This window comes from Desulforhopalus vacuolatus (assembly GCF_016918505.1).
Lineage (GTDB): Bacteria > Desulfobacterota > Desulfobulbia > Desulfobulbales > Desulfocapsaceae > Desulforhopalus > Desulforhopalus vacuolatus.
The window spans coordinates 12,011-33,942 of the sequence record NZ_JAFFPZ010000020.1 but is presented as its reverse complement, the minus strand read 5'-3'; the positions used below and the strand labels follow the sequence as shown (position 1 = coordinate 33,942).

The following is a 21,932-nucleotide window of genomic DNA, read 5'->3' as shown; positions in this document are numbered from 1 at the left end:
ATCCTCATTCAGCTGTACTATTCTTTTGTGCACGGAAGTATAAAAATTCCACAAAAAGCTGTGCATGACAGCTCTCACAAAAGGGGAAGGCAATGATTAATAAAGAAATGAATGATGCTTTGAACAGGCAGGTTGATGCAGAGATGTATTCCTCCAACCTTTACCTTGCAATGTACGGCTGGCTTGCAGAGAAAGGTCTGCCGGGTTTTGCCGAGTGGATGCGGCTGCAGGCAGCAGAGGAGTATGAACACTGCATGCGTATCTTCAATTATATTATTGAGCGCGGGGGTAATGTACAGCTTGGTGCCATTCCAAAACCGGGTGCTGGCTGGAAGAGCGTGCTTGAGGTGGCCAGCGAGGTGGTGGATCATGAGGCGAAGGTAACCGGGATGATCAACAACCTGATGGATATTGCCATACAACAAAAAGATTACGCCGCAACCGCTTTCCTGCAGTGGTTTGTTACTGAACAGGTTGAAGAGGAAAATAACGTGGGTGACGTTCTTTCAAGGGTTAAAATGATCGGTGACAATACGGCAGCACTCTATCATTTGGATGCAAATCTTGGCCAGCGTACTGCATCTCCCGCTCCAGAGGTTCAGGAATGAAGATAGACTGGGCATATCTGCGAAAGGGATGAGCCTCATGTAAAAAGGCCGGGGCGGTCTTTGCAGAGAAGGATATTCCCGTGGTTGAGCGGGTTGAAGCGAAGAAGGTTGTGTTCAATCAAGAGGAAGCCTTTGCCGTAGTGGCTCAGGCCTCGAAAATTGTTGTCGCCAGCGGCAAAAAGATTACAGAATTTGATCCGAAGACTGCGGACCATGCGGAGCTGCTGAAGAAGATCACCGGCCGCACCGGCAATCTGCGGGCACCGACCCTGCGTGTGGGGGATGTGTTTTACGTTGGATTTAATGTGGAGATGTACTCTTCACTGGAGTGATTGTCCGGCACTTTATTTGAGAAAAAATTTGTTGCAGAAAGACCGTTACCTTGTTTGGTGACGGTCTTTTTTTATGAGGGTAAAAACAAAAGGCGAAAAGAACGGGAGAAAGGAGACTTTCCCCGTCCTTCTACAACTGGTTATACCATTTACATTTTGTATTGACCAGAGAACGAGACTGCATAGACATTTTTTTGGCGATTACGAATGGATAAACAGGATGTAAAGAGCTTTCCTTTGGCAAAAAGTTTTTCGCTGTTCCGTCTTTTGCTTTTCCCTGTCTCCCGTCTCCTTTCTCCTGTCTCCCATCCCCCTGCCTTTACATTCGCCAATAGAAAGTGAAAATGGCATTGAGTAAGGTCACAACTTAATAGAAATGGTATTACTCCGCATGTTTCGACAGGTACTCGGCAACACCTTCGGCGTTTGGTTTCATTGCCTCGTCTCCTTTGTGCCAGTTGGCAGGGCAGACGTCACCGTATTTTTCGGTGAACTGCAAAGCATCAAGAACACGCAGTGTTTCATTCACGTCGCGACCAAGGGGCAGGTCGTTGATGGTGGAATGGCGGATAATCCCTTTACGGTCGATGATGAAGAGGCCGCGCAAAGCGATGGAGTTGTTGAGCAGTACCCCATATTTCTGTGAGATGGATTTGTCGAGGTCGGAGACCATTGGAAAACGGATGTCACCGATACCACCGCTGTTCACCGGGGTGTTTTTCCACGCCAGGTGGGTGAAGTGGGAGTCGATGGAGACACTGATCACCTCACAGTTGGCGGCCTTGAAGGTTTCAAACGCCTTGTTGAAAGCGATGATCTCCGAGGGGCAGACGAAGGTGAAATCCATCGGATAGAAGAAGAGCATTATGTATCTGCCTTTGTAATCAGAGAGGGTGAAGTCCTCTTTGAAAGAGTTATCCGGCATGACGGCGGTGGCAGTAAAATCCGGGGCGGGATTGGTTACCAATAGACTCATAATGTTCTCCTGATAGGGTTAAACGAAAAAAGGCCCTGCCGAATGGCAGGGCCTCATCAAAAAAAACAGTCTCTCATGCGTCGAAGAAAGATTCTTTCTCCGCGCCGCAGACCGGGCAGACCCAGTCTTCCGGTACATCTTCCCAGGCGGTACCGGGATCTACGCCGTTATCGGGATCACCTTCTGCGGGATCGTATATGTAGCTGCAGGGACATTCCATTTTTTTCATGTCTGCCATGTTGTTCTCCTTTTTTATTGATAATGATTCTCTAATACTACAGCGAAAACTATAGCATCTTCGAATTTGGAGTCAAGGGAAGAGTGAAAAATTATCTCTCTGTCGTTCTCGTAATCTTATCTTTTATCGTAATATCAATGATATATAAAGATGTTTTTGTAACTTCTCAAAAAGTTGTGGGAAAAAAAGGGAGGCAGGAGACGGGAGAAAGGGAAAAGCAAAAAGCAGTAAACCAAAGACCGGGCAGCCTGCGAAACACACGAAAGTTTCTCTATATAATACCATTCCTATTAAGTTATGCCTCATTTTGGGGCCCAATAGCGGTTGTACCTGCTCTTAATAATTCCGAGAATTACTACCAGTTTATAGCCTGCCAATGGTTGTGAATTCCACAGTTATCGTTACGTTTATCGTCACCGTGTAGACAAGGCATGCCTTGTCTCTACATCATTGCCGAAATCACTGTTGTACCAATTTTTCACCAATGATATGTAAGGTCACCGTTATCACCCGGTAGTGACAATGTGGCGTGTATGTTTCGCGGGTTATCGCTGTTCCGGCTTTTGCTTTTTCCCGTCTCCCGTCTCCTGTCTCCTGTCTCCTTTCTCCCTGTCTCCCGTCTCCTGCCTCATCTCCGCTTGAGAATCTCCTTGCACGGGATAAGAGCGGTGGCCGTAGCGGAAACGATGTTGCCTGCAACTCCAGGACCATCACCTGCCATAAAGAGACCGTGAACCTTCGTTTCCAGGTTGTTGTCTGTCGTAACCTGGGTGGCGAAAAATTTGATCTCCGGGGCATAAAGCAGCGTTCCGTCATTGGCCACGCCGGGAATGATTTCGTTGAGCTGCTCAAGGCCGTCCACAAGGTTGGTAAGAATTCGCTCCGGCAGGGCCATGGCGAGATCACCGCAGGTGACGCTGGTCAAGGTCGGTTCTATTGAGCTGTGCCTTACTCTGTTCCAGGTGGAGCGGCGCCCGCGTTTGAGGTCACCGAATCGCTGCAGGATCGGTTTCCCACCGCCGATAAGGGAGGCCAGTTTGCCGATAGATTCGCCGTAGGCCTGATTGTCCTCTACCGGGTCGTTGAGCACAACCTTGGAGAGAAAGGCGAAGTTGGTGTTTTCACTCTTCTTCTCCATCAGCGCATGACCGTTGACGCAGACAAAGTCCTGATAGTTTTCCAGTGCCACAAAACCACCGTAGTTGGTACAGAAGGTGCGGGTCTGGTCGTCATATTTTGCGGTTTGAATAAAGAAGGTCGGGTCGTAGATAACGGAGCAGAGATCCTGCATGATCTCGTTGTGTACCTCGACCCGCACGCCTACCTCAATGCCGCGCTGGCGGACGGTGATACCCTGAGCCTGCACTACCCGTGCCACCCATTCTGCACCGACCCGGCCAGGGGCGAGGATAACGTTGGGAGCGTAATATTTACCTTTATTCGTCACCACTCCCTCCACCGAATTTTCTTTCACCAGCACATCGACGGCTTCTTCCAGACAGTGAAACTCCACCCCTCTGCCCTCCACATATTTCGCCATTTGGGTTATGTGTCCAGGCAGGTTGTCGCTTCCGAGGTGCTTTTGCCTGATGATGAGCAGATCAATGCCATGCTTGCGTGCCTCCTTGCGGACTTCCCTGGCACGGACCATGTCGGTTGGATAGACGCGACCGTCCATGCCGAAGTGGTTGTAGATTTCTTCTGTCTCATTAATCAGCTCCTTCGCCGCAGAGACTGACATGAACTGGGTGAGATCGGTCTTGCCAAGCTTGTGGATAAAGTTGAGTTTACCGTCGGAAAAAAGCCCGGCTCCACCGATGCCGCAGAGAATATTACAGGGCTTGCACTTTATGCAGCCCTTATCCTTTATTGGACATTTACGATCCTGCGGGGCACGTCCCTTCTCAATAATCAGAACACGCAGACTGGAGTGTTCGGCGAGGTACCAGGCGGCGAAAAGACCCGCAGGGCCACCGCCGACAATAATGACATCATAGTTCCCTGTTTTCTGCATGAGATCCTCTTCTGAAAAAAGGAAGGGCGGACTCTTGCGAGCCCGCCCGGGAAATTCAGTCTATGCCGAAAATGTTGCAGATGGGGCCCTGTAAGGTTCCCTCAGTCTTTCTTTTCCGGCGGAGCGGGTTTTTCTTCAATCACCGGTACATCCGGTCCAGTCGGCAAGCCATAGGCGAGGCACACCTTGTGCTCAATATCGGCTGCCATTACGGTATTTTCCTTAAGAAAACGTTTTGCATTTTCACGGCCCTGGCCGATGCGCTCGTTGTTGTAGGAGTACCATGAACCGCTCTTCTCCACAATCTCAAGATCAACGGCGAGGTCGAGCATATCACCAACTTTAGAGAAGCCTTCTCCGTAGACAATATCGAACTCCGCCTCTTTAAAGGGCGGTGCCATCTTGTTTTTCACCACTTTTACCCGGGTCCGGTTGCCAATGAGTTCCTGGCCGTCTTTGAGCTGGCCGATACGGCGAATATCAAGGCGGATGGATGAGTAAAATTTAAGGGCGTTGCCGCCGGTGGTGGTTTCGGGATTGCCAAACATCACACCGATCTTCATACGAATCTGGTTGATGAAAATGAGGATGGTATTGCTGCGGCTGAGTACTCCAGTGAACTTACGCATCGCCTGGGACATCAGGCGTGCCTGCAGGCCGACGTGCGAATCTCCGACGTTACCGTCAATTTCCGCACGGGGTACCAGGGCGGCGACTGAGTCGATGACGATAACGTCTACACCACCGGAACGGATGAGGATTTCAGCGATTTCCAGAGCCTGCTCGCCGAAGTCCGGCTGAGAGACGAGAAGGTTGTCGATATCCACGCCAAGGCGGGAGGCGTAGCTGGTGTCGAGAGCATGCTCGGCATCAATGAAGGCTGCGGTGCCTCCCAGTTTCTGCGCTTCGGCGACGACATGCAGGGCGAGGGTTGTTTTCCCGGAAGATTCCGGGCCATACACTTCGGTCATCCTTCCTTTGGGCAGACCGCCAATGCCGAGGGCGATGTCGAGGCTCAGGGCACCGGTGGAAATGACAGGTACATTTGCATGTTCCTGACTGCCGAGGCGCATGATGGAGCCCTTGCCGAACTGACGTTGAATCTGTGAGATGGCGTTATCGACGCTGCTCATTTTATCTTTGGGAGCTGCTGCCATGGATATTCTCCTGTAATTGTTTGTGAAAGGGGGAGTTGATATTTTTCAAATGAAGTGCCGGATGACTCCTGGTCTGCCGCCGGCGAGCGGGGGGTGCACCGCCCCGTGCGGGCGGTTCAAACTGTGCTTTTTCTCAGCCGCGCAGGTCGCGGCGCACCATGTCGAGGGCAGTAAAGGCTGTGAGCAGACGAATCTGCCGACGGTTGCCGGTAAAGGCACAGCGCTTCACTTCAATGCCGCTCTTCTTTGCCATGGCAACATAAACAGTTCCCACCGGTTTCTCTTTGCTGCCGCCGCCGGGGCCGGCAATACCGGTAACGGCAAGGCTGATATCAGCACCGCTGAGCTGGCGGATGCCCTGAGCCATGGCTTCGGCCACCTCGTGGCTTACCGCGCCAACCCGTTCAATAAGTGCCGGGTCAATCCCGAGAAGTGTACTCTTTATGTCGTTGGAGTAGGAGATCACGCCGCCGAGGAAAAAGGTGGAGCTGCCGGGTACATTGGTAATCATTTGACTGATCAGCCCGCCGGTGCAGGATTCTGCCGTAGCGAGCGTCAGTTTTTTCATCTTCAGCAGATGTCCGGTAACGATCTCCATTGAGTCGCGGTCGTAACCGAAGATTGTATCCCCGATAGCTGATTCAACGGCGGCAGTGGCGGTTGCAAAGACATCATTGGTTTCACACTCTTCCGGGTCGCGAACGGTCAGGTTGACATGCACCTCTGGAAAGACGGGGTAGTATCCCAGATGGACGCCGGGGCGGAGTGACAGCCTGGCGATACGCTGGTTCACCTCAAGTTCGTCCATGTTAAAGACGCGGAAGAGCCGCTGGCAGGTGGAGAGGCGGTAGTCGCTGCCGAGAGTGGGCAGTTTCGGCAGTACCTCTTCCTCCATCAGCAGTCGCATCTGATCCGGAACACCGGGTAGAAAGAAGACCGGTAGTGTATTGAGAACCAGCAGATACCCCGACATCTGGCGACTGGGGTCGAAAGGAATTGCTCCCTGTGGCAGCAACGCCAGCTTTTCAAGTCCGGCGGGTAAAGCACCGTGTTCCACGCCCACGTGGGAACGGATGGCAGTGAGGACAGCGGCGTTTTTCTCGGAGGGCAGATTGAAAGCCGAGCAGACTGCGTCGGTGGTGAGGTCGTCGTCGGTAGAGCCGAGTCCGCCAGTGACAATGATGGCGTTCGCCCGGCGCAAAGCACGTTTGAGTGCCTCACCTATCTGATGCGGGTCGTCTCCGATGGTGTTCATGGCGCAGATATCATAGCCTGCTTCGAAGAGCTGACGGGCTGCATATCCACTGGTGGTATTGCGGATTCGACCGGAGGTCAGTTCATCGCCGATGGCGATAATTTCAATCTTGCGTGGCGACTCGTTTTTCATCTTCTGCTCCTCTCCGTAGTTCTTATGGGTTCCTTGAAGAACCTTGTATTTCATTCATCTTCGAGGCTCAGAAGAAAATTTATCGCAGGCAGAACTTTACTATCGGAGTCTGGCGCTTCCCTCCGAGGATAAATTTTTGACTGTAACCAGGACGATGGGCGATTATTCACTGCTCCCTTATGGGAAACGCCATGTTTTTCAGGGAATAATTTCACCATGAACTATACCATCTTCCAGCGTATTCAGCCGGGTTTTCACTCGACTGCGGAGCCGGGAGTCATCTCCGATCGCGCGCACATCAACATAATTGTCAGTAAAACCCTTGAGGTATCCGCTGTGGTCTCGTTTGCCCTCGAAAAATACCGGGTGAACTGTGCCAAGCTGGCTTTTGTAGAAGGCCTGCTTTCGTTCCCCGCTCAGTTTGCGGAGGATGGCCGAGCGTCGATCCTTCTCGGCCTGTGGAACCTGATTCGGTAATTCAGCGGCACGGGTGCCGGGGCGTATTGAGTAGGGGAAGACGTGCAGATAGGTGAATTCAAGACTCTCAAGGAACTGTACCTCCCTGGCAAAATCGGCTTCGGTCTCACCGGGAAACCCTGCAAGAATATCGATGCCGATGGCAAGGCCGGGAATACGTCGGTGACAGTTTTCAATGATCTCTTGGAACTGCGCCGTGGTGTAGCGGCGGTTCATTGCCTTGAGAATTGCGTCGCAGCCGCTCTGCAGGGGAATGTGCAGATGGGGCTGAATGCCGGAGCGCTCGGCCATCAGCGAGAGCAGGGCGTTATCAATTTCCACGGGTTCGAGGGAGCTGATACGGAAGCGAAGCTGAGGTAAACGTGCAGTGAGGACGTCGAGCAGAGAAACAAGGTTCTCCTGTGGCTTGAGATCGGCACCGTAAAGACCAAGGTGGATACCGGTAAGCACCAGCTCAATATGGCCGGAAGCAGCAAAGGCGCGTGCCTGTTCTACTACTTCCGCCACCGGCAGGCTGCGGCCTGGGCCACGGGTGTAGGGCACAATGCAGTAACTGCAGAAGGCATTGCAGCCGTCCTGGATGCGCAGATAGGCGCGGGTGCGGCGGGCAAATCTGGTCATCGGCAGGCGGGTGATCTCGCGAGCCTGCATGATATTGCCAACGTCGCTGTGGTGGGTCCCCGCAATGGCGTTGGCGATGAGGCTGTCCTTGTGATTATTTCCGTAGATGGAGAAATTGCGACCGTGCAGTTCCTCCATCTTTTTCAGCTCTTCGTGGGCCTCTTCGGCGTGGCAGCCGGTGATGTAGATATCGGCCGCCGGGTTTTTTCGCAGCAGGTGGCGCAGTTTCTGTCGTGACTGGGCAGAGGCGTGGGCGGTTACGGTGCAGGTGTTAAGGATGACGATGTCCGCAATATTCTTCTCTGAAGAGACTGTTATTCCCGCATTTTCCAGAGCCGCACTGATGGCGGCAGATTCCAGCTGGTTGACCTTGCAGCCGAGGGTTGTGATAATTGCTTTTTTCATATTTTTTTTATTGAATGACTCCGGAGCCAATAACTTCTTCTTCGCTGTAAAAAACCGCAAACTGCCCCGGGGTAACGGCCCGCTGCGGCTCAGAGAAGTGTAACCGGCCGCAGTTGTTCTCCTCCAGTGTGAGACGGGCGGGAGCACCACGGTGGGTGTAGCGGATTTTGGTCAGGTATTCGCCTTCAACCGGTACCTCTCCGTTGAACCACTGTATTTCGGTCAGCTCAATTTCACTGCACAGCAAATCTGTGTCACGCCCGACAATTACTTCATTTTTCTTCATATCAAGGGCGATAACATAGAGTGGCGCGGAGCTGGCGATGCCGAGACCCCGTCGCTGGCCGATGGTGTAGCGGTGGACTCCGGCGTGACGTCCCAGCTCATTGCCTTCGGTATCGACAATAGCACCGGAAACGGCAATATTCCGCCGATCCTCAAGAAAAGCGCTGACGCTGGTGTTTTCAAGGAAGCAGATGTCCTGGCTCTCTTTGCCCCGAAAGTCCGTAAAACCGTGTGCCTCAACAAAATCGTAGATATCATCCTTTGCCATCTCGCCAAGGGGAAAGAGTACCCGGCCAAGTTGCTGCTGGCTGAGGCGGGCGAGGAAATAACTCTGATCCTTGCGCTGGTCGACACCCATCAGAAGACGGCAGGAGGTGCCGTGGAGCAGTCTGGCGTAGTGGCCGGTGGCGACGGTGTCCATCCCGGCGGCAACCATGGCATCAAGGAAAAGACCAAACTTGATTTTCAGATTGCAGATGACGCAGGGATTGGGCGTGCGACCGCTGAAATAGCTGTCGGCAAAATAGGAGACAACGTTCTCTTCAAAAGCGGCGGAAAGGTCGATGACGTGCAACTCGATCCCCACCCGTTCCGCAACCTCCTGCACTCTCGCGAGCTGCTGCTCGAAATCGGGCTGGGCGAGACGCATGAAGAAACCGCGCAGATTTTCCGCACCGTATTTCTCTTTCAGGATGAGGGCTGTAGCGGTGGAATCTACACCTCCGCTCATGGCAATGCCTGTGATTTGGCCGGGCTGGTTGATGCTCATCTGGACAGTGGGGGGTAGAGATGGACGTGTTGCAGTATGGAGACATTCTACCTGCCGCACGTTGGAAAGGAAAGTGCTCTAAGATAAATACGCTGTGTTTTCCCGTCAAGGGGTGTGTTTTTGGTTCAGGGGAATTGTAACAAAGAGTTCAGCGAAATTAAACAGGGAAGGAGGGAAAAAGGGAGACGGGAGACCTTTCTCCCTCTTTTTGCTTTCCTTAGCGTTCTTCGCGGTAAAAAAAGATTGTACAACGAACCGTGAGCACCTATCTTTCCCCCAGGCTCCTAATGAAAATCCACCTCCTTATCCCCTTTCAGTAAAAATACCATGCCAATTAAAATACCCGAACTCCTTGCCCCTGCGGGCAATTTAGAGAAACTCGTCACTGCCATACACTATGGTGCAGATGCCATTTATCTTGCCGGAAAGCAGTATGGTCTGCGGGCGCGGGCTGGAAATTTTACTGAAAAGGAGATGGCGGAGGGGATAGCCTTTGCCCATGAAGCCGGGGTAAAGGTCTATGTGACGGTTAATATCTTTGCCCACAATGAGGACTTTATCGGGCTGGCTGAATATCTCCATGAAATTGCCGGACGTGGCGCGGACGGAATAATTATTGCGGATCCTGGTATCCTCGCTGTTGCCCGCAGAGAGGTTCCTCAACTGCCGGTGCATCTCTCTACGCAGGCCAACGTTACCAACATGGAGTCTGCACGTTTCTGGCAGGAACAGGGAGCTGTCCGCCTCAATCTCGCGAGGGAGTTGTCGTTGAAGGAGATTTGCGGAGTGCGTTCCGGCGTTGACTGTGAGCTGGAGGTTTTTGTCCATGGTGCCCTGTGCATTTCTTATTCCGGCCGCTGCATGCTCTCCAGTTATCTCACCGGTCGTGATGCCAATCGCGGTGCCTGTGCCCACCCCTGTCGTTTTAAATATGCGCTGATGGAGGAGAAGCGGCCTGGTGAATATTATCCTGTAGAGGAGGATGAACGCGGCACCTATATCTTCAACTCCCGTGATCTCTGCCTGCTTGAGATGCTGCCGCAACTCATGGCGGCAGGAGTGGATTCTCTGAAAATTGAAGGGCGGATGAAGTCCATCTTTTATGTGGGGGGGGTGGTGCGGGCCTACCGTGCCGCGCTGGATTATCTTGCCGCGCTGCCCGAGTCTGCCTGGGAGCTGCCCGAGCTGATCAAGATGCCGGCATATCTGATGGAGGAGGTCTCCAGTCTCGGTACGCGGGGGGCGACGGAGAATTTCATCCATGAGCGGCCTGGCAGTTCGGAGATGATCTACGATTCCTCACGCATGGAGCAGGTCTCTGAGCCGGTTGCTGTAGTGCGCAAAGCGGGGGAACAGCCGTTTGTGGAGATGAGGAACACTGTCTTTCCCGGTGAGGAGATTGAATATATGGGCAGGGCGTTTGCTGAAAGACAGATGGTGAAAATTGTTGCTCTGCGCAGTGAAGAGGGGGAGGTGAAGGAGAAGGCCAATCCGGGGAATCTGCTCTTTCTGGAACTGGAGCACCCGGTTGCGGTAGAGCCACGGGGGATTTTCCGCCGCAATCGGGATATATGAACGCTTCAGTAACTGTGCTGCCCGTTTGGATTTTTCTGCTCAAGCAGTTCCATCTTCATGTTCCACAGCTTCTGTGAAAGATCTACGATATAAATATGAGGATTGACCAGCCGCAGAATTTCTTCCGGCAGGGTTGCCATCTCTGCCTGAGCGTTTGCGCAGATTTCTGACAGACCCGGTTTCTTATAGACCAGCTCTCCAGCCAGAAAAACAGGTACCTGCAACTCTTTCATCCGGAAGTTCTCCAGCGTTCTGGTTTTCCATGGATACTGCGGATGAAAAATCGTGCAGGGGGTATCCGCCGCTCTTTCTTCATTCTTCAACATGAGGAGGTCTGCGAGGGCATGGCCGCTCTCGCGGTCGTAAAAACGGATGGTTTTTTTAAAGGAGGGATTGGTGATTTTGGCGATGTCCTCACTGATTTTGATTTTGGGGATGATTTTCCCCTGCTCCTCAATGCCGGCCAGTTTATAGACCCCCCCAAATACCGGACAGGATTTGGCGGTGATCAGATTTTCTCCCACACCAAAGGTGTCCAGCGGAGCATCCTGCTGAATGAGTGATGCAATGACGGTTTCATCAAGGCTGTTGGATGCTATAATTTTACAGTCGGCATATCCCGCCGCGTCAAGCATCTTCCGTGCCCGTTTAGAGATCCACGCGAGGTCGCCGGAGTCAAGACGGATGCCTTTCGGCCTCTTGCCGAGTGGGGTCAGCACCTCATCAAAAATCTTGATGGCGTTGGGCACACCCGATTTCAGTGTGTTGTAGGTGTCTACGAGCAGAACACAGTTATCCGGATACTGTTCGGTATAGTCTTTAAAGGCCTCATATTCTGAGGAAGCGAGCTGCACCCAGCTGTGCGCCATGGTGCCGAGAGCGGGCATGCCAAACATCTTTTCGACGAGCAGGGTGGATGTGCCGATTGCTCCGCCAATCCACGCCGCGCGGGCACCATAAATGGCGGCATCCGGGCCCTGGGCACGACGGGCCCCGAACTCCATCACACCGCGTCCTTCGGCGGCTCGGACGATACGGCTGGTTTTCGTGGCGATGAGTGACTGATGGTTGATGGTGAGCAGCACCATGGTCTCGATGATCTGAGCGTCGATTACCGGTGCACGCACCGTAACCAGAGGTTCGTAGGGAAAAGCGATACTGCCCTCCGGCATGGCGTAGATATCACCGCGCCAGGTGAAGTTGCGCAGGTAGTCGAGGAAACCGGGATCGTTTATCCCTTTACTGCGCAGCAGCTCCAGATCTTCTTCCGAGAAGCTGAGATTCTGGATATAGTCAATAACCTGTTCCAACCCCGCGACAATGACATAACCACCATTATCCGGGATGGAACGGAAAAACATATCGAAATAGACGATTTTATCGCGATACCCCTTGCGAAAATAACCGTGCGCCATGCTGAACTGATAGAAATCAGAAAGCATGGAGAGATTTCTGGGATTCATTGAATTGTGTTTTGAGGTTGGAGGATTGTCTCCCTGATGAAAATACTGGAGAGAGTGGTTTTTCTTCTTACCATGGGGGGACACTTTGTTAGATACACTGCTATTTTGCAAGCAGTTTGCGGAAATTCACTGAAAAAGGAGACTGAATGTCGATACGAGCGCTGGCCAGGGATGTCTACAGGGCGGTACAAACGGTGGAGACACTGAACAAAAAACTGGCGGTGGCAACGCCGGAACAGGAAGACTCGCTGCGCCGGGAGCTGCAGATGGCTGAGAAAGAGCTGTCGATACTGCGGCGCATGCTTGACGGGGAGAAAGAAAGCGGCGAGTTTCGCAAAAAATTCTCCGGATTTGGAGGATTGTAAGCGGTGCCAGGCAGGCGGTCGATTTACCGTGCTTTTCCCAGATCTTCGCTTTCAACATAGGCGTAGGCGCTGTGGTTGTGAATCGACTCAAAGCTCTCCGCGCTGGCGGTGAACCAGGTAATCTCTTCGTGGTGCAGTGCCTTTTCAGCCACCTTGCGGACCACGTCTTCCACAAACATCGGATTATTGTAGGCCTGTTCCGTCACATATTTTTCGTCGGGACGTTTGAGCAGAGAGTAAAGCTCGGAGGAGCCACAGGTTTCTACCAGCTCAATCAACTCTTCCGCCCAGAGACATTTCCTGAAGCGGACATTGAGTTTCACCTCCGCCCGCTGGTTGTGCGCACCGGCGTCGCTGATTTCTTTGGAACAGGGACAGAGGGTGGTGACCGGCACAGTGACGCCGAGGATGAATCCCGGATCTTCCCCGATGCCGCCGGAAAAACTGACCTTGTAATCCATCAGGCCGTGAGTGCCGGTGACGGGAGCCTGCTTGTTGATAAACCACGGGAACTCCATTGACAGGCGCACGCTGCTGGCACAGAGTTCCTTCTGCAGGCGCGGGAGGATTTCCCGAAAACTCTGGATGGAGAGATTATCGAGGGACTGGCCAATGAATATCCTGGCGCGGTCAACATAGTCTGTTCCTGCTCCTTCGCGCAGTTCAGCACGCATGGAGATGGTGGCGATGGTGTGCTGCAGACCTCCGCCCCGCTGGCGAACCTGAACGGGGGTCTGCAGATCGGAGAGGCCGACGGTATTGATGTTCATGGTTTCAGTGTTCATGGGGAGTATAATTACCCCGTTCCCTGGTGATCGACAATCATTTTTTTCCATAGAGTGTGTTGGGGATTTGGCATGCTTTTCACCTTCGTTCCGTGTATTCTGAAGGCTTTTATCAATCTCTGACAGGGACAGAACTATGGATGAAAAAGAATTGAACTCCGTCCGTATTGACAAGTGGTTGTGGGCGGCGCGTTTTTTCAAGACCCGTTCGCTGGCCACGAAGGCTGTGGCAGGGGGAAAGGTTCATCTTAACGGGAACCGGGTGAAAGCTGCACGGGCTGTGGAACCGGGTGATACCATGACCATCACCATCGGCACCGCAGAGTATCATATTTCTGTGCTTGCCCTCTCCGAACGGCGCGGCCCGGCGACCATGGCCCGGCAGTTGTATGAGGAGTCTGAGGAGAGCAGCAGGGCGCGGGAAGAGCAGAGAGAGATGCGCAGGATGGCTGGTGCCGGAATCTCACAGTCGGCCGGACGGCCGGATAAGCGCAACCGCAGAAAGATTCGAGAATTCATTCGTAAAAATTAATAAATTAATAGATGGAGTAAAGCATGGCAAAGATAGAACGGGCACTTATAAGCCTGACTGATAAATCGGGAATTGAAGATTTCGCAAAAGAACTGGCTTCCTTCGGGATCCAAATTCTCTCCACCGGCGGTACGGCGAAAAAGCTGCGGGGTGCAGGTCTTCAGGTGATGGACGTGGCAGAATTTACCGGCTTTCCCGAGATGCTTGACGGCCGGGTGAAAACCCTTCATCCCCGGGTGCATGGCGGTATCCTCAACCAGCGTTCCAATCCTGAGCATCAGCGGGAGTGTGCTGAGCATGGTCTGAAAAATATCGACATGATCGTGGTTAACCTCTATGCCTTTGAAAAGACGGTGGCCGATCCAAAATGCTCCCTTGAAGATGCCATTGAAAATATTGATATTGGCGGGCCGTCCATGCTTCGTGCTGCGGCAAAGAATTTCCGCGATGTGACGGTGGTGGTTGATCCTGAAGATTATCCGCTTATCCTTGACGAGTTGAAATTGAACGGTGGCACTACGCTGCGTACCCGTTTTTATCTGATGCGCAAGGTTTTTGCCTTAACCGCAGCCTATGACACCGCCATCTCCAACTGGCTCAAGAATGTGAATGTCAACTCCGATCAGTTTGACGAAAAGTGAGGGGCCCATGCTGAAAATTGCAGTGCTTCTCTCAGGAAGCGGACGAACGCTGGACAATTTCCACCAGTATATTGAGAAACAAAATCTTGATTGCCACATTGAGGTGGTGATCTCCAACGTGGCTGATGTCCTGGGACTGAAGAAGGCACGGGACTACGGGTATCCGTCATTTTACGCCGGGGACAACGAGTCGATTAACAATATTCTTGCTGATTTCAAGGTGGATGTCATTTGTCTTGCGGGATTCATGAAGCTCTATCACCCCCCTGTGGAGATGAAACGGGCAGTGATCAACATCCATCCTTCGCTGATTCCGAGTTTCTGCGGTGCAGGTTTCTATGGCCATCATGTGCATGAGGCTGTGCGGGCGAAGGGCTGCATGGTTAGCGGCTGCACGGTTCATTTTGCCAACGATTATTTTGATGACGGACCGATTATCTGGCAACAGGCGGTGCAGCTCGACTGGGATGACGATGCGGAATCCATCGCTGCTAAAGTCTTTGCAGCTGAATGCGAGGCCTTTCCCAGGGCACTGCAGCTTATCAATGACAGGGGGACTGAATTCTTCTGGAGGAGAGTGGGGCTATGAATAATAGAATACTGATGACAAAAGAGGATATCGAGCGGGCTGTTCAGCGAATTGGTCTGCAGATTCTTGAGGACCATCACAACCCGCAGCGTCTTGGTATCGTGGGTATTTATACCTGCGGTGTCTCTGTCGCCCGGTGTCTTCGTGCCTTTATTGAAAAGACTATTGGGATGCCGGTGGAGAGAGGTTCGCTGGACATAAATCTTTATCGGGATGACTGGTCACTGGTGAGCCAGAATCCGGTGGTGAAAACTACCGATATTCTCTTTGATGTGAATGGCAAAGAAATTGTGCTGGTGGATGACGTCATTTTCACCGGGCGCACTATCCGTGCCGCACTTGATGCAATTATGGATTTTGGCCGGCCGGCGAACATTCAGCTCGCCGCACTGATCGACAGGGGCGGCCGCGAGCTGCCCATCCAGCCGGATTATTGCGGACAGAAAGTTTCTGTGCCAGAGGGGAGTAAAATAAACGTAATTATGAACACTAGTGATGATGGGCATGTCGCCAGCGGAGAGGTTGTCATTGAAGATTGAACTGCTTGCCCCGGTGGGAACACTGGAAAACTTTCAGGCGGCGCTGAACGGCGGTGCCGATGCCGTCTATGTCGGTGCCCCGAAATTCAACGCGCGTAATCCGGCGCGGGAGCTGACTCACGGTGAGATTCAGGCGATCGTAGACCGCAGCCATCAACTGGGGAAGAAGGTCTATTTTGCCGTCAACAGCCTTATCCTGGAACAGGAACTGCCGGAGGTTATTGCCAGTCTTGCTCTCTTTGCAAAGATGGATCCGGATGCCCTGATCGTGCAGGACTTTGGTCTCGTTAATCTCGCCAGGCGCTATTTTCCAGAACTGAAGCTGCATGGTTCCACCCTGATGACGGTACACAACTCCGAAGGAGTACGTGAACTGCAACATCTCGGTTTTGAGCGGGCGGTGCTGGCGCGAGAACTCACTCTGAAAGAGATTGAGACCATTACCCGGCGCAGTGGGGATATGCAACTGGAGATTTTTATCCATGGTGCCATGTGCTTCTCCTTTTCCGGCCTCTGTATTTTCTCCTCCTATCTCGGTGGACGCAGTGGCCTGCGCGGGCGCTGTGTGCAGCCCTGCCGTCGGGCGTACAGCACAACGTATACCAGCGGCTGCAGTGAACGGGGCAACAGGGAGAAAACGAGAAAGGGTAAATATCTTTTTTCCATGAATGACCTCAACGGACTCGAAGCGGTCAGCACGCTTGCGCAGCTCGGAGTCTCCTCGTTGAAGATTGAGGGACGGCTGCGCTCTGCCAACTATGTGGAGACAGTGGTGCGTGCCTATCGCACGGTGCTTGATGCGTTGCAGGAAGATGGCAGTGAAGGACCAGATTTTCCGCAGGCTCTGGCCGAAGGCGAGCGTCTCTCCGAGATGGCTCTGAGTCGGCGGACCGAATCCGGCTATTTTTTCTCCCCGCAGCCGGCAGAGGCGATTACGCCGATGGTTTCCGGGAACATGGGAACCCATCTCGGCCGTTTTACAACGGTGAAGACGGGTGGTGGCGTATCAGTCTGCCGTCTCACCCTGCAGGGGTCTCTGCGACGCGGAGATCGGTTGCGACTTCATCTGGAACCCTCTGGCGAACGTATTGCCTTTCGTCTCAAACAGCTCTTTGTCGGCGCTGAAGAACGGGAGGAGGCTGTAAAAGGGGAGCGTGCCTCGCTGCAGCTGCCGCCGAATTTCACCGTACCGGAAACGGGCCATATTGAGGTTTTTCGTGTGGACGGTGCGCCCGTTCCCTTTAATGCCGGGGGAATGCATCTGAAGGAAGCGCAGGAGAAGGTGGACACTTTTACCGCCTCCGGTCGGCGGGAGGTGGAGCGCATTATTGAAGAGGTTGGCTACGGCCAGGAACAGTTTATTGACGAACCCGCTAAAGGCCGCCAGCGTGAACGTCTGCGTGAGAAGAGTCTTGGCGTAGACTGGTGGTTGAAGGTTGACCATCCCGAAGTGCTCTCCTGGCGCTTTCCCTTTACTCCTGATCGGCTGCTGTTTTCTTTTGAGAAAAAGATGCTTGTCACCGCCGGAAAGTTGCGGCGTGATCTGGGCAAGCGTTCGCGCACTGTAATATGGGCGTTGCCACCCCTGTTCATGGAGAATGATCTGTCCCGGATACGAAAACAGATCAATATCCTGATCCGCACTGGTTTTCGCAGTTTTCAGCTCAGTCATCCCTCTCAGATTCATCTCTTTGGCAGGGAAAGGGTTCATCTCTTCGGCAATTATACGCTCAACGTGATGAACTCGGTCACCGCGCAGTTTTATGCGGGACAGGGACTTGAGGGGGTGATGGCCTCCATTGAACTGGATCGCATCAGCCTCAGCAGACTGCTCGACGGGGTACGCGAAATGGGAGGGCAAAAACCGGCCATCGGCATGCAGGTATATGGTGCGCCCGCGCTCTACACCTCACGGCTGAACACCCCCTTTCCTCTTGAGAAGGAGTTGCTCAGTCCCCGGGATGAACCCTTTGTGGTGCATCGCAAAGAGGGCTTTACCATCACCTGTCCGACACGGCCTTTTTCCCTGCTGCCCGCAGTTGAGGAGTTGAAGGCACTCGGGGTGAACTATTTTGTCGTGGACACCTGCGGTCACAGCCGGAAAAAGGACCTGGAAGAGCTCTCCGCCAGACTCTCCGGCAACGGGCGCTATGGGAAACTTCCCACCTTCAACTATTTCGGCAAACTGGAGTAGGATTGGCGTCACCATCATGTTTCCGTCATTGTGGAGACAAGGCTTGCCTTGTTTCTACAGTGACGCGAGAATTACCACGCCGTCGCAATCCTCACAAACGACGGCACAATTTCCCCATTACCACCAACCCACGTCACACCATGAAGGGGCTTTCAATTACAATAACCGTTCTTTTCCGCCTCCCGTAGAGACAAGGCATGCCTTGTCTAAACACCAACGCGGGAATCACCACACCGTCCCAATCCCCACAAACGATGGTACAATTTCCCCAATCCCCCAGTTCCCATGGCTAATATCATATTACGTCTGCGGTTATATTTCCCGTCACCGTCACATTCCCGTCATCGTGTAGACAAGGCATGCCTTGTCTCTACATCATCGCCGGAACCACCGCTTCGTGTTGATTTTTCGTAAACGGTTTCTCAATCCGGGCATTACCATCCACGATTAATTTCCATTATTCCAATCTCGACCAATCCCCGCCTGTTGTGGCATTATTATTCCATATCCGGGCCGCGATTCCCATTACCACCAACCAGCGTCACATCATGAAGAGGTCTTCAGTTACAATAACCGTTCTGTCTCCACCTCCCGTAGAGACAAGGCATGCCTTGTCTAACCACCAACGCGGGAATTACCACGTCGTAACAATCCCCACAAACGGCGACACAATTTCCCCAATCCCGCTGTTCCCATAGCGAATATCATATTACGTATTCGGCTATGATTCCCGTCACCGTCGCATTCCCGTCATCGTGTAGACAAGGCATGCCTTGTCTCTACATCATCGCCGGAACCACCGCTTTGTGTTGATTTTTTTCGTAAACGGTTTCTCAATCCCATTATTCCGATTTCGACCAATCTCATCGCTTATGGACAAGTCTCGTCAAATTGGGTAAATATTCAATATCTTCTGTTTTCTTCTTCTCTATTTTCTTCATTCTATGGCGATTCAAACAGGTGTAGAGGCAGCAGAATAACGTAAAGGGTTCCCAGCAGAAATATTCCGGTAAAACAGACCTCTCTGCCGGATTCCAACGCAGATTTTGTCGAAATTACTTCAAGATTCGTAGTGCTTGAATGTAAAAAAACAAGAGAATACGCATGGTACATTAAAAAATGAAAACAATGCAATTGAACTTATTCAGACTGGTTATGCTGACGATGGGATTTATCATCTCGTTACGCAGCCTGCCGATATTGGCAGAAACTGGCTGGCAACAGGCTTTTTACCTCTTGATTGCCAGTATTTTTTTTCTCTTACCTGTAGCTCTTATCTCCGCAGAACTTTCTACAGGATGGCCACGGGCCGGCGGGGTATATCAATGGGTCAAACTTGCCCTTGGAGACCGCATGGCTTTTATTGCGGCCTGGATGCTCTGGGTACAGATGTTTTTCGGCATGGTGACCATCGGTTCATTTATTGCGGCGATGATTGCGTATATCATTAATCCTGCACTGGTGAACAACCACTTTTATATGGCGGGAGTTATTATTGCTCTTTACTGGGTGGTCACGCTGTTGAATCTCAAAGGCGTTCGATCTGCCAGTTTAATAAGCTCCATCGGTTTTTTTATTGGAGTCCTGCTTCCCTTTGTTATGATTACAGGTTTCGGACTGGCGTTTTATATGGGGAATCAGTCTACAGCATTGCCTCCTTTTTCATGGCACAAACTGTTGCCCGATATTACCAACATTGATCAATTATCTTTCATCGTTGGAGTCATTTTCACTTTTACGGGCATCGAAGTATCCTCAGTCCATGCCAAAAATGTGAAGAATCCACAGCGAAATTATCCCCTCTCGTTACTCATCACCATTGTACTGCTCATGGTTATAAATATATTCGGAGCGTTCAGCATTGAAATGGCAGAGCCGCGTAATCAATTGAACCTGGCTTCAGGTGTCATGCAGACGTTTTCACGTTTTTTCCAGAGCGAAGGAATTCCATGGATGATCCCCGTTGTTGCTTTTATGACAGCAATAGGCGCCTTCGGGCAGCTCAGCACCTGGGTACTGGGGCCATCCAAAGCCATGCATCAGGTTGCCGTTGATGGCTTTATGCCTGTCTGGTGGCACAAGACCAATGAAAATGGGGTGCCTGTACGTTTTGTTTTTGTTCAGGCCTCAATGATTTCGCTGATAGCGATGCTTTATGTTGTTGTACCGGCTGTGAATCAGGTCTTTTTTATGGTGTTGATCCTGGCCACAATTTTATACAGCATAACCTACCTGCTGCTTTTCATTTCCGGTATTGTACTGAGATATAAGTATCCAGATGTAGAACGTACGTACAGGGTTCCCGGAAACCTTATCGGTATGTGGGTATTAGCTGGTTTCGGGAGTATTACAGTGTTATTTGCTATTTTTATCAGCTTTTTCCCTCCCTCTTCTTTGCATATAGAAACTCTTTTTTATAGTTCTTTCATGGGAGGAGGATTGCTTGTCTTTATCGCCATTCCTCTCCTGTTGTATCGTTGTCGCAAGCCCGAATGGAAAGATACTCCTGCAAAAAATACCATGTAGGTTTTTTTTGCGAAAAACTTTTAAGAGAGGAGCTTATGGCTGCAGCGCATAAATTAAAATTGTTCAGTCTGGTCATGATTACCATGTCCTTCATGATCAGTATCCGCAACCTGCCCATGCTGGCGGAAACAGGCTGGCACCAGCTTTTTTATATGGTCGTGGCGGGCATTATTTTTCTGATACCTGTCGGCCTCGTAGCCGCCGAGTTATCCACAGCGTGGCCTTCAGCCGGCGGGGTGTATGGCTGGATTCAGTTGGCTCTGGGTGATCGCTGGGCATTTGTCGCGGCCTGGATGCTCTGGGTACAGATGTTTTTCGGCATGGTGATGATCGGTTCGTTTGTGGCCGCCATGGTGGCCTTTGTTTTTGACCCGGCACTCGCCAACAATACGCTCTATATCTGTGTGTCCATTATTGTGGTGTACTGGGCGGTTACTGCACTCAATTTTCGGGGACTTCAATCGGCCAGCCTGATCAGCACCATCGGGCTCATTGTTGGTGTGCTCATCCCCTTCGCGCTGATCCTGGGGTTCGGGGTAGCCTACTTCATGGGGAACAACCCCATTGATATCCAGCCCTTTTCATGGAATGCCGTGCTGCCGGACTTCAGCGAGTTCTCCAACCTTACCTTTTTTGTGGGAGTGATCTTTTTGTATGCCGGGCTTGAAGTTTCCAGTGTACATGCCAATGAAGTTGACAACCCGCGCAAAAACTATCCACTTGCCCTGGTCATCGCCGTAGTCATTATCATGTGTCTAAACATTCTGGGAGCTTTTTCCATTGAGATTGCCGAACCCGGTGATCAGATCAGCCTGGCTTCAGGAATCATGCAGACGTTCACTGTCTTCTTTACCAGGGAAGGGGTTGAATGGTTGATCCCGGTTGTAGCGCTCATGTCGGCCATTGGTGCTGTAGGGCAGCTGAGTACGTGGGTACTTGGACCCTCCAAGGCCATGCTGGAGGTCGCCAAAAGCGGCTTCATGCCCAGGTGGTGGCATAAGACCAACCGATTTGGCGCTCCTACCCGATTCATGCTGGTTCAGGCCACAGCCGTTTCCCTTGTTGCACTGATCTATGTCGTGGTACCCTCCGTCAATGCCGGTTTTTTTATGGTCTTGATCCTGACGACCATTCTCTATGGTGTCATGTACGTGCTGCTGTTTATCTCTGCCATCAGACTGCGGTATAAATTTCCCGATCAACCCAGAGTATTCAAAGTTCCCGGAGGCAATATCGGTATGTGGATTGCGGCCGGTACCGGCCTGCTCACCATGCTTTTCTGTATTTTCGTCAGTTTTATTCCTCCAACCAGGCTGGCAGTGGGAAGCCCATTATTCTACAGCCTTTTCCAGATTTTGGGCCTGGTCATATTTACCATGCTGCCCCTCATTATTTATGCAAACAAAAAAGAGAGCTGGAAAGAAGAGCAATCTAAACAGTCTACATAAGGAGAA

General features: G+C 51.9%; 19 protein-coding genes and 2 pseudogenes. 12 read left to right on the top strand and 9 right to left on the bottom strand.

Features of this window, described 5'->3' with window-relative positions; genetic code table 11:
- Nucleotides 1-92: 92 nt before the first annotated feature.
- Entirely contained in the window at nt 93-608 is a 516-nt protein-coding gene (locus tag JWG39_RS11870; protein WP_205219625.1) for a ferritin, read from the top strand.
- A 47-nt stretch (nt 609-655) separates the two neighbouring features.
- Nucleotides 656-940: pseudogene (locus JWG39_RS11865) on the top strand (ArsC family (seleno)protein); the annotation flags it as partial.
- 382 nt (nt 941-1,322) lie between these two features.
- Here JWG39_RS11865 and JWG39_RS11860 read toward each other — a convergent pair.
- From JWG39_RS11860 to mnmA, 7 genes are all read right to left on the bottom strand, one after another.
- Nucleotides 1,323-1,916 (bottom strand): peroxiredoxin, encoded by a 594-nt coding sequence (locus JWG39_RS11860; RefSeq protein ID WP_205219623.1) that lies wholly within the window; start codon nt 1,914-1,916, stop codon nt 1,323-1,325.
- 73 nt (nt 1,917-1,989) lie between these two features.
- Nucleotides 1,990-2,154, bottom strand: coding sequence for a rubredoxin (locus JWG39_RS11855; protein ID WP_338032212.1), 165 nt, complete (start codon nt 2,152-2,154; stop codon nt 1,990-1,992).
- Between the two features lie 628 nt (nt 2,155-2,782).
- Complete coding sequence (locus tag JWG39_RS11850; protein ID WP_205219622.1) at nt 2,783-4,168, bottom strand: NAD(P)/FAD-dependent oxidoreductase; 1,386 nt, start codon at nt 4,166-4,168, stop codon at nt 2,783-2,785.
- A 101-nt stretch (nt 4,169-4,269) separates the two neighbouring features.
- Nucleotides 4,270-5,325: a recombinase RecA gene (recA, locus tag JWG39_RS11845; protein WP_205219621.1), complete on the bottom strand. Its 1,056-nt coding sequence runs from the start codon at nt 5,323-5,325 to the stop codon at nt 4,270-4,272.
- 133 nt (nt 5,326-5,458) lie between these two features.
- Entirely contained in the window at nt 5,459-6,712 is a 1,254-nt protein-coding gene (locus JWG39_RS11840; protein ID WP_205219620.1) for a CinA family nicotinamide mononucleotide deamidase-related protein, read from the bottom strand.
- A gap of 198 nt (nt 6,713-6,910) precedes the next feature.
- Complete coding sequence (mtaB, locus tag JWG39_RS11835; RefSeq protein ID WP_205219619.1) at nt 6,911-8,215, bottom strand: tRNA (N(6)-L-threonylcarbamoyladenosine(37)-C(2))-methylthiotransferase MtaB; 1,305 nt, start codon at nt 8,213-8,215, stop codon at nt 6,911-6,913.
- A 7-nt stretch (nt 8,216-8,222) separates the two neighbouring features.
- Nucleotides 8,223-9,269: a tRNA 2-thiouridine(34) synthase MnmA gene (gene mnmA, locus JWG39_RS11830; protein ID WP_205219618.1), complete on the bottom strand. Its 1,047-nt coding sequence runs from the start codon at nt 9,267-9,269 to the stop codon at nt 8,223-8,225.
- Between the two features lie 327 nt (nt 9,270-9,596).
- Between mnmA and JWG39_RS11825 the strand changes: the two genes are divergently transcribed.
- Nucleotides 9,597-10,844: a U32 family peptidase gene (locus JWG39_RS11825; protein WP_205219617.1), complete on the top strand. Its 1,248-nt coding sequence runs from the start codon at nt 9,597-9,599 to the stop codon at nt 10,842-10,844.
- 5 nt (nt 10,845-10,849) lie between these two features.
- On the opposite strand, the gene JWG39_RS11820 is transcribed toward JWG39_RS11825, so the two are convergent.
- Nucleotides 10,850-12,307 carry a nicotinate phosphoribosyltransferase gene (locus JWG39_RS11820; RefSeq protein ID WP_205219616.1) on the bottom strand — a complete coding sequence of 486 codons (1,458 nt, stop codon included), beginning with the start codon at nt 12,305-12,307 and terminating at the stop codon, nt 10,850-10,852.
- A 146-nt stretch (nt 12,308-12,453) separates the two neighbouring features.
- Between JWG39_RS11820 and JWG39_RS11815 the strand changes: the two genes are divergently transcribed.
- A complete protein-coding gene (locus JWG39_RS11815) occupies nt 12,454-12,672 on the top strand; it encodes a hypothetical protein (RefSeq protein ID WP_205219615.1) in 219 nt (72 codons plus the stop codon).
- A 23-nt stretch (nt 12,673-12,695) separates the two neighbouring features.
- Here the strand turns inward: JWG39_RS11815 and folE2 are convergent, their stop codons facing one another.
- Entirely contained in the window at nt 12,696-13,457 is a 762-nt protein-coding gene (gene folE2, locus JWG39_RS11810; protein ID WP_240192112.1) for a GTP cyclohydrolase FolE2, read from the bottom strand.
- A gap of 136 nt (nt 13,458-13,593) precedes the next feature.
- Here folE2 and JWG39_RS11805 point away from each other — a divergent pair, with 136 nt between their 5' ends.
- From JWG39_RS11805 to JWG39_RS11775, 8 genes and pseudogenes are all read left to right on the top strand, one after another.
- Complete coding sequence (locus JWG39_RS11805; protein ID WP_205219614.1) at nt 13,594-13,989, top strand: RNA-binding S4 domain-containing protein; 396 nt, start codon at nt 13,594-13,596, stop codon at nt 13,987-13,989.
- Nucleotides 13,990-14,012: 23 nt separating this feature from the next.
- Nucleotides 14,013-14,624 (top strand): annotated as a pseudogene (locus JWG39_RS11800) (IMP cyclohydrolase); the annotation flags it as partial.
- A gap of 13 nt (nt 14,625-14,637) precedes the next feature.
- Complete coding sequence (locus JWG39_RS11795; protein ID WP_205219612.1) at nt 14,638-15,219, top strand: formyltransferase family protein; 582 nt, start codon at nt 14,638-14,640, stop codon at nt 15,217-15,219.
- Nucleotides 15,216-15,758 (top strand): bifunctional pyr operon transcriptional regulator/uracil phosphoribosyltransferase PyrR, encoded by a 543-nt coding sequence (gene pyrR / locus JWG39_RS11790; protein ID WP_205219611.1) that lies wholly within the window; start codon nt 15,216-15,218, stop codon nt 15,756-15,758. The genes JWG39_RS11795 and pyrR overlap by 4 nt, the downstream gene beginning before the upstream one ends.
- On the top strand, nt 15,748-17,952 hold the full coding sequence (locus JWG39_RS11785; RefSeq protein ID WP_205219610.1) for a peptidase U32 family protein: 2,205 nt from the start codon (nt 15,748-15,750) through the stop codon (nt 17,950-17,952). The genes pyrR and JWG39_RS11785 overlap by 11 nt, the downstream gene beginning before the upstream one ends.
- Before the next feature lie 285 nt (nt 17,953-18,237).
- Nucleotides 18,238-18,366 carry a hypothetical protein gene (locus JWG39_RS16835; protein ID WP_275889004.1) on the top strand — a complete coding sequence of 43 codons (129 nt, stop codon included), beginning with the start codon at nt 18,238-18,240 and terminating at the stop codon, nt 18,364-18,366.
- A gap of 714 nt (nt 18,367-19,080) precedes the next feature.
- Complete coding sequence (locus tag JWG39_RS11780; protein ID WP_205219609.1) at nt 19,081-20,478, top strand: amino acid permease; 1,398 nt, start codon at nt 19,081-19,083, stop codon at nt 20,476-20,478.
- A gap of 35 nt (nt 20,479-20,513) precedes the next feature.
- The gene (locus JWG39_RS11775) at nt 20,514-21,926 is read left to right on the top strand and encodes an amino acid permease (RefSeq protein ID WP_205219608.1); all 1,413 of its coding nucleotides are present in this window, start codon (nt 20,514-20,516) and stop codon (nt 21,924-21,926) included.
- Nucleotides 21,927-21,932: the final 6 nt, after the last annotated feature.

Excerpts from the sequence above, each read along its gene's own strand:
- JWG39_RS11850 (WP_205219622.1), bottom strand. The coding sequence starts at position 4,168 with ATGCAGAAAACAGGGAACTATGATGTCATTATTGTCGGCGGTGGCCCT.
- pyrR (WP_205219611.1), top strand. The coding sequence starts at position 15,216 with ATGAATAATAGAATACTGATGACAAAAGAGGATATCGAGCGGGCTGTT.
- JWG39_RS11815 (WP_205219615.1), top strand. The coding sequence starts at position 12,454 with ATGTCGATACGAGCGCTGGCCAGGGATGTCTACAGGGCGGTACAAACG.
- JWG39_RS11805 (WP_205219614.1), top strand. The coding sequence starts at position 13,594 with ATGGATGAAAAAGAATTGAACTCCGTCCGTATTGACAAGTGGTTGTGG.
- JWG39_RS11775 (WP_205219608.1), top strand. The coding sequence starts at position 20,514 with ATGGCTGCAGCGCATAAATTAAAATTGTTCAGTCTGGTCATGATTACC.
- JWG39_RS11795 (WP_205219612.1), top strand. The coding sequence starts at position 14,638 with ATGCTGAAAATTGCAGTGCTTCTCTCAGGAAGCGGACGAACGCTGGAC.
- JWG39_RS11840 (WP_205219620.1), bottom strand. The coding sequence starts at position 6,712 with ATGAAAAACGAGTCGCCACGCAAGATTGAAATTATCGCCATCGGCGAT.
- folE2 (WP_240192112.1), bottom strand. The coding sequence starts at position 13,457 with ATGAACACTGAAACCATGAACATCAATACCGTCGGCCTCTCCGATCTG.
- JWG39_RS16835 (WP_275889004.1), top strand. The coding sequence starts at position 18,238 with ATGGCTAATATCATATTACGTCTGCGGTTATATTTCCCGTCACCGTCA.
- JWG39_RS11860 (WP_205219623.1), bottom strand. The coding sequence starts at position 1,916 with ATGAGTCTATTGGTAACCAATCCCGCCCCGGATTTTACTGCCACCGCC.
- JWG39_RS11780 (WP_205219609.1), top strand. The coding sequence starts at position 19,081 with ATGCAATTGAACTTATTCAGACTGGTTATGCTGACGATGGGATTTATC.
- mtaB (WP_205219619.1), bottom strand. The coding sequence starts at position 8,215 with ATGAAAAAAGCAATTATCACAACCCTCGGCTGCAAGGTCAACCAGCTG.
- JWG39_RS11820 (WP_205219616.1), bottom strand. The coding sequence starts at position 12,307 with ATGAATCCCAGAAATCTCTCCATGCTTTCTGATTTCTATCAGTTCAGC.
- recA (WP_205219621.1), bottom strand. The coding sequence starts at position 5,325 with ATGGCAGCAGCTCCCAAAGATAAAATGAGCAGCGTCGATAACGCCATC.
- JWG39_RS11855 (WP_338032212.1), bottom strand. The coding sequence starts at position 2,154 with ATGGCAGACATGAAAAAAATGGAATGTCCCTGCAGCTACATATACGAT.
- JWG39_RS11825 (WP_205219617.1), top strand. The coding sequence starts at position 9,597 with ATGCCAATTAAAATACCCGAACTCCTTGCCCCTGCGGGCAATTTAGAG.
- mnmA (WP_205219618.1), bottom strand. The coding sequence starts at position 9,269 with ATGAGCATCAACCAGCCCGGCCAAATCACAGGCATTGCCATGAGCGGA.
- JWG39_RS11870 (WP_205219625.1), top strand. The coding sequence starts at position 93 with ATGATTAATAAAGAAATGAATGATGCTTTGAACAGGCAGGTTGATGCA.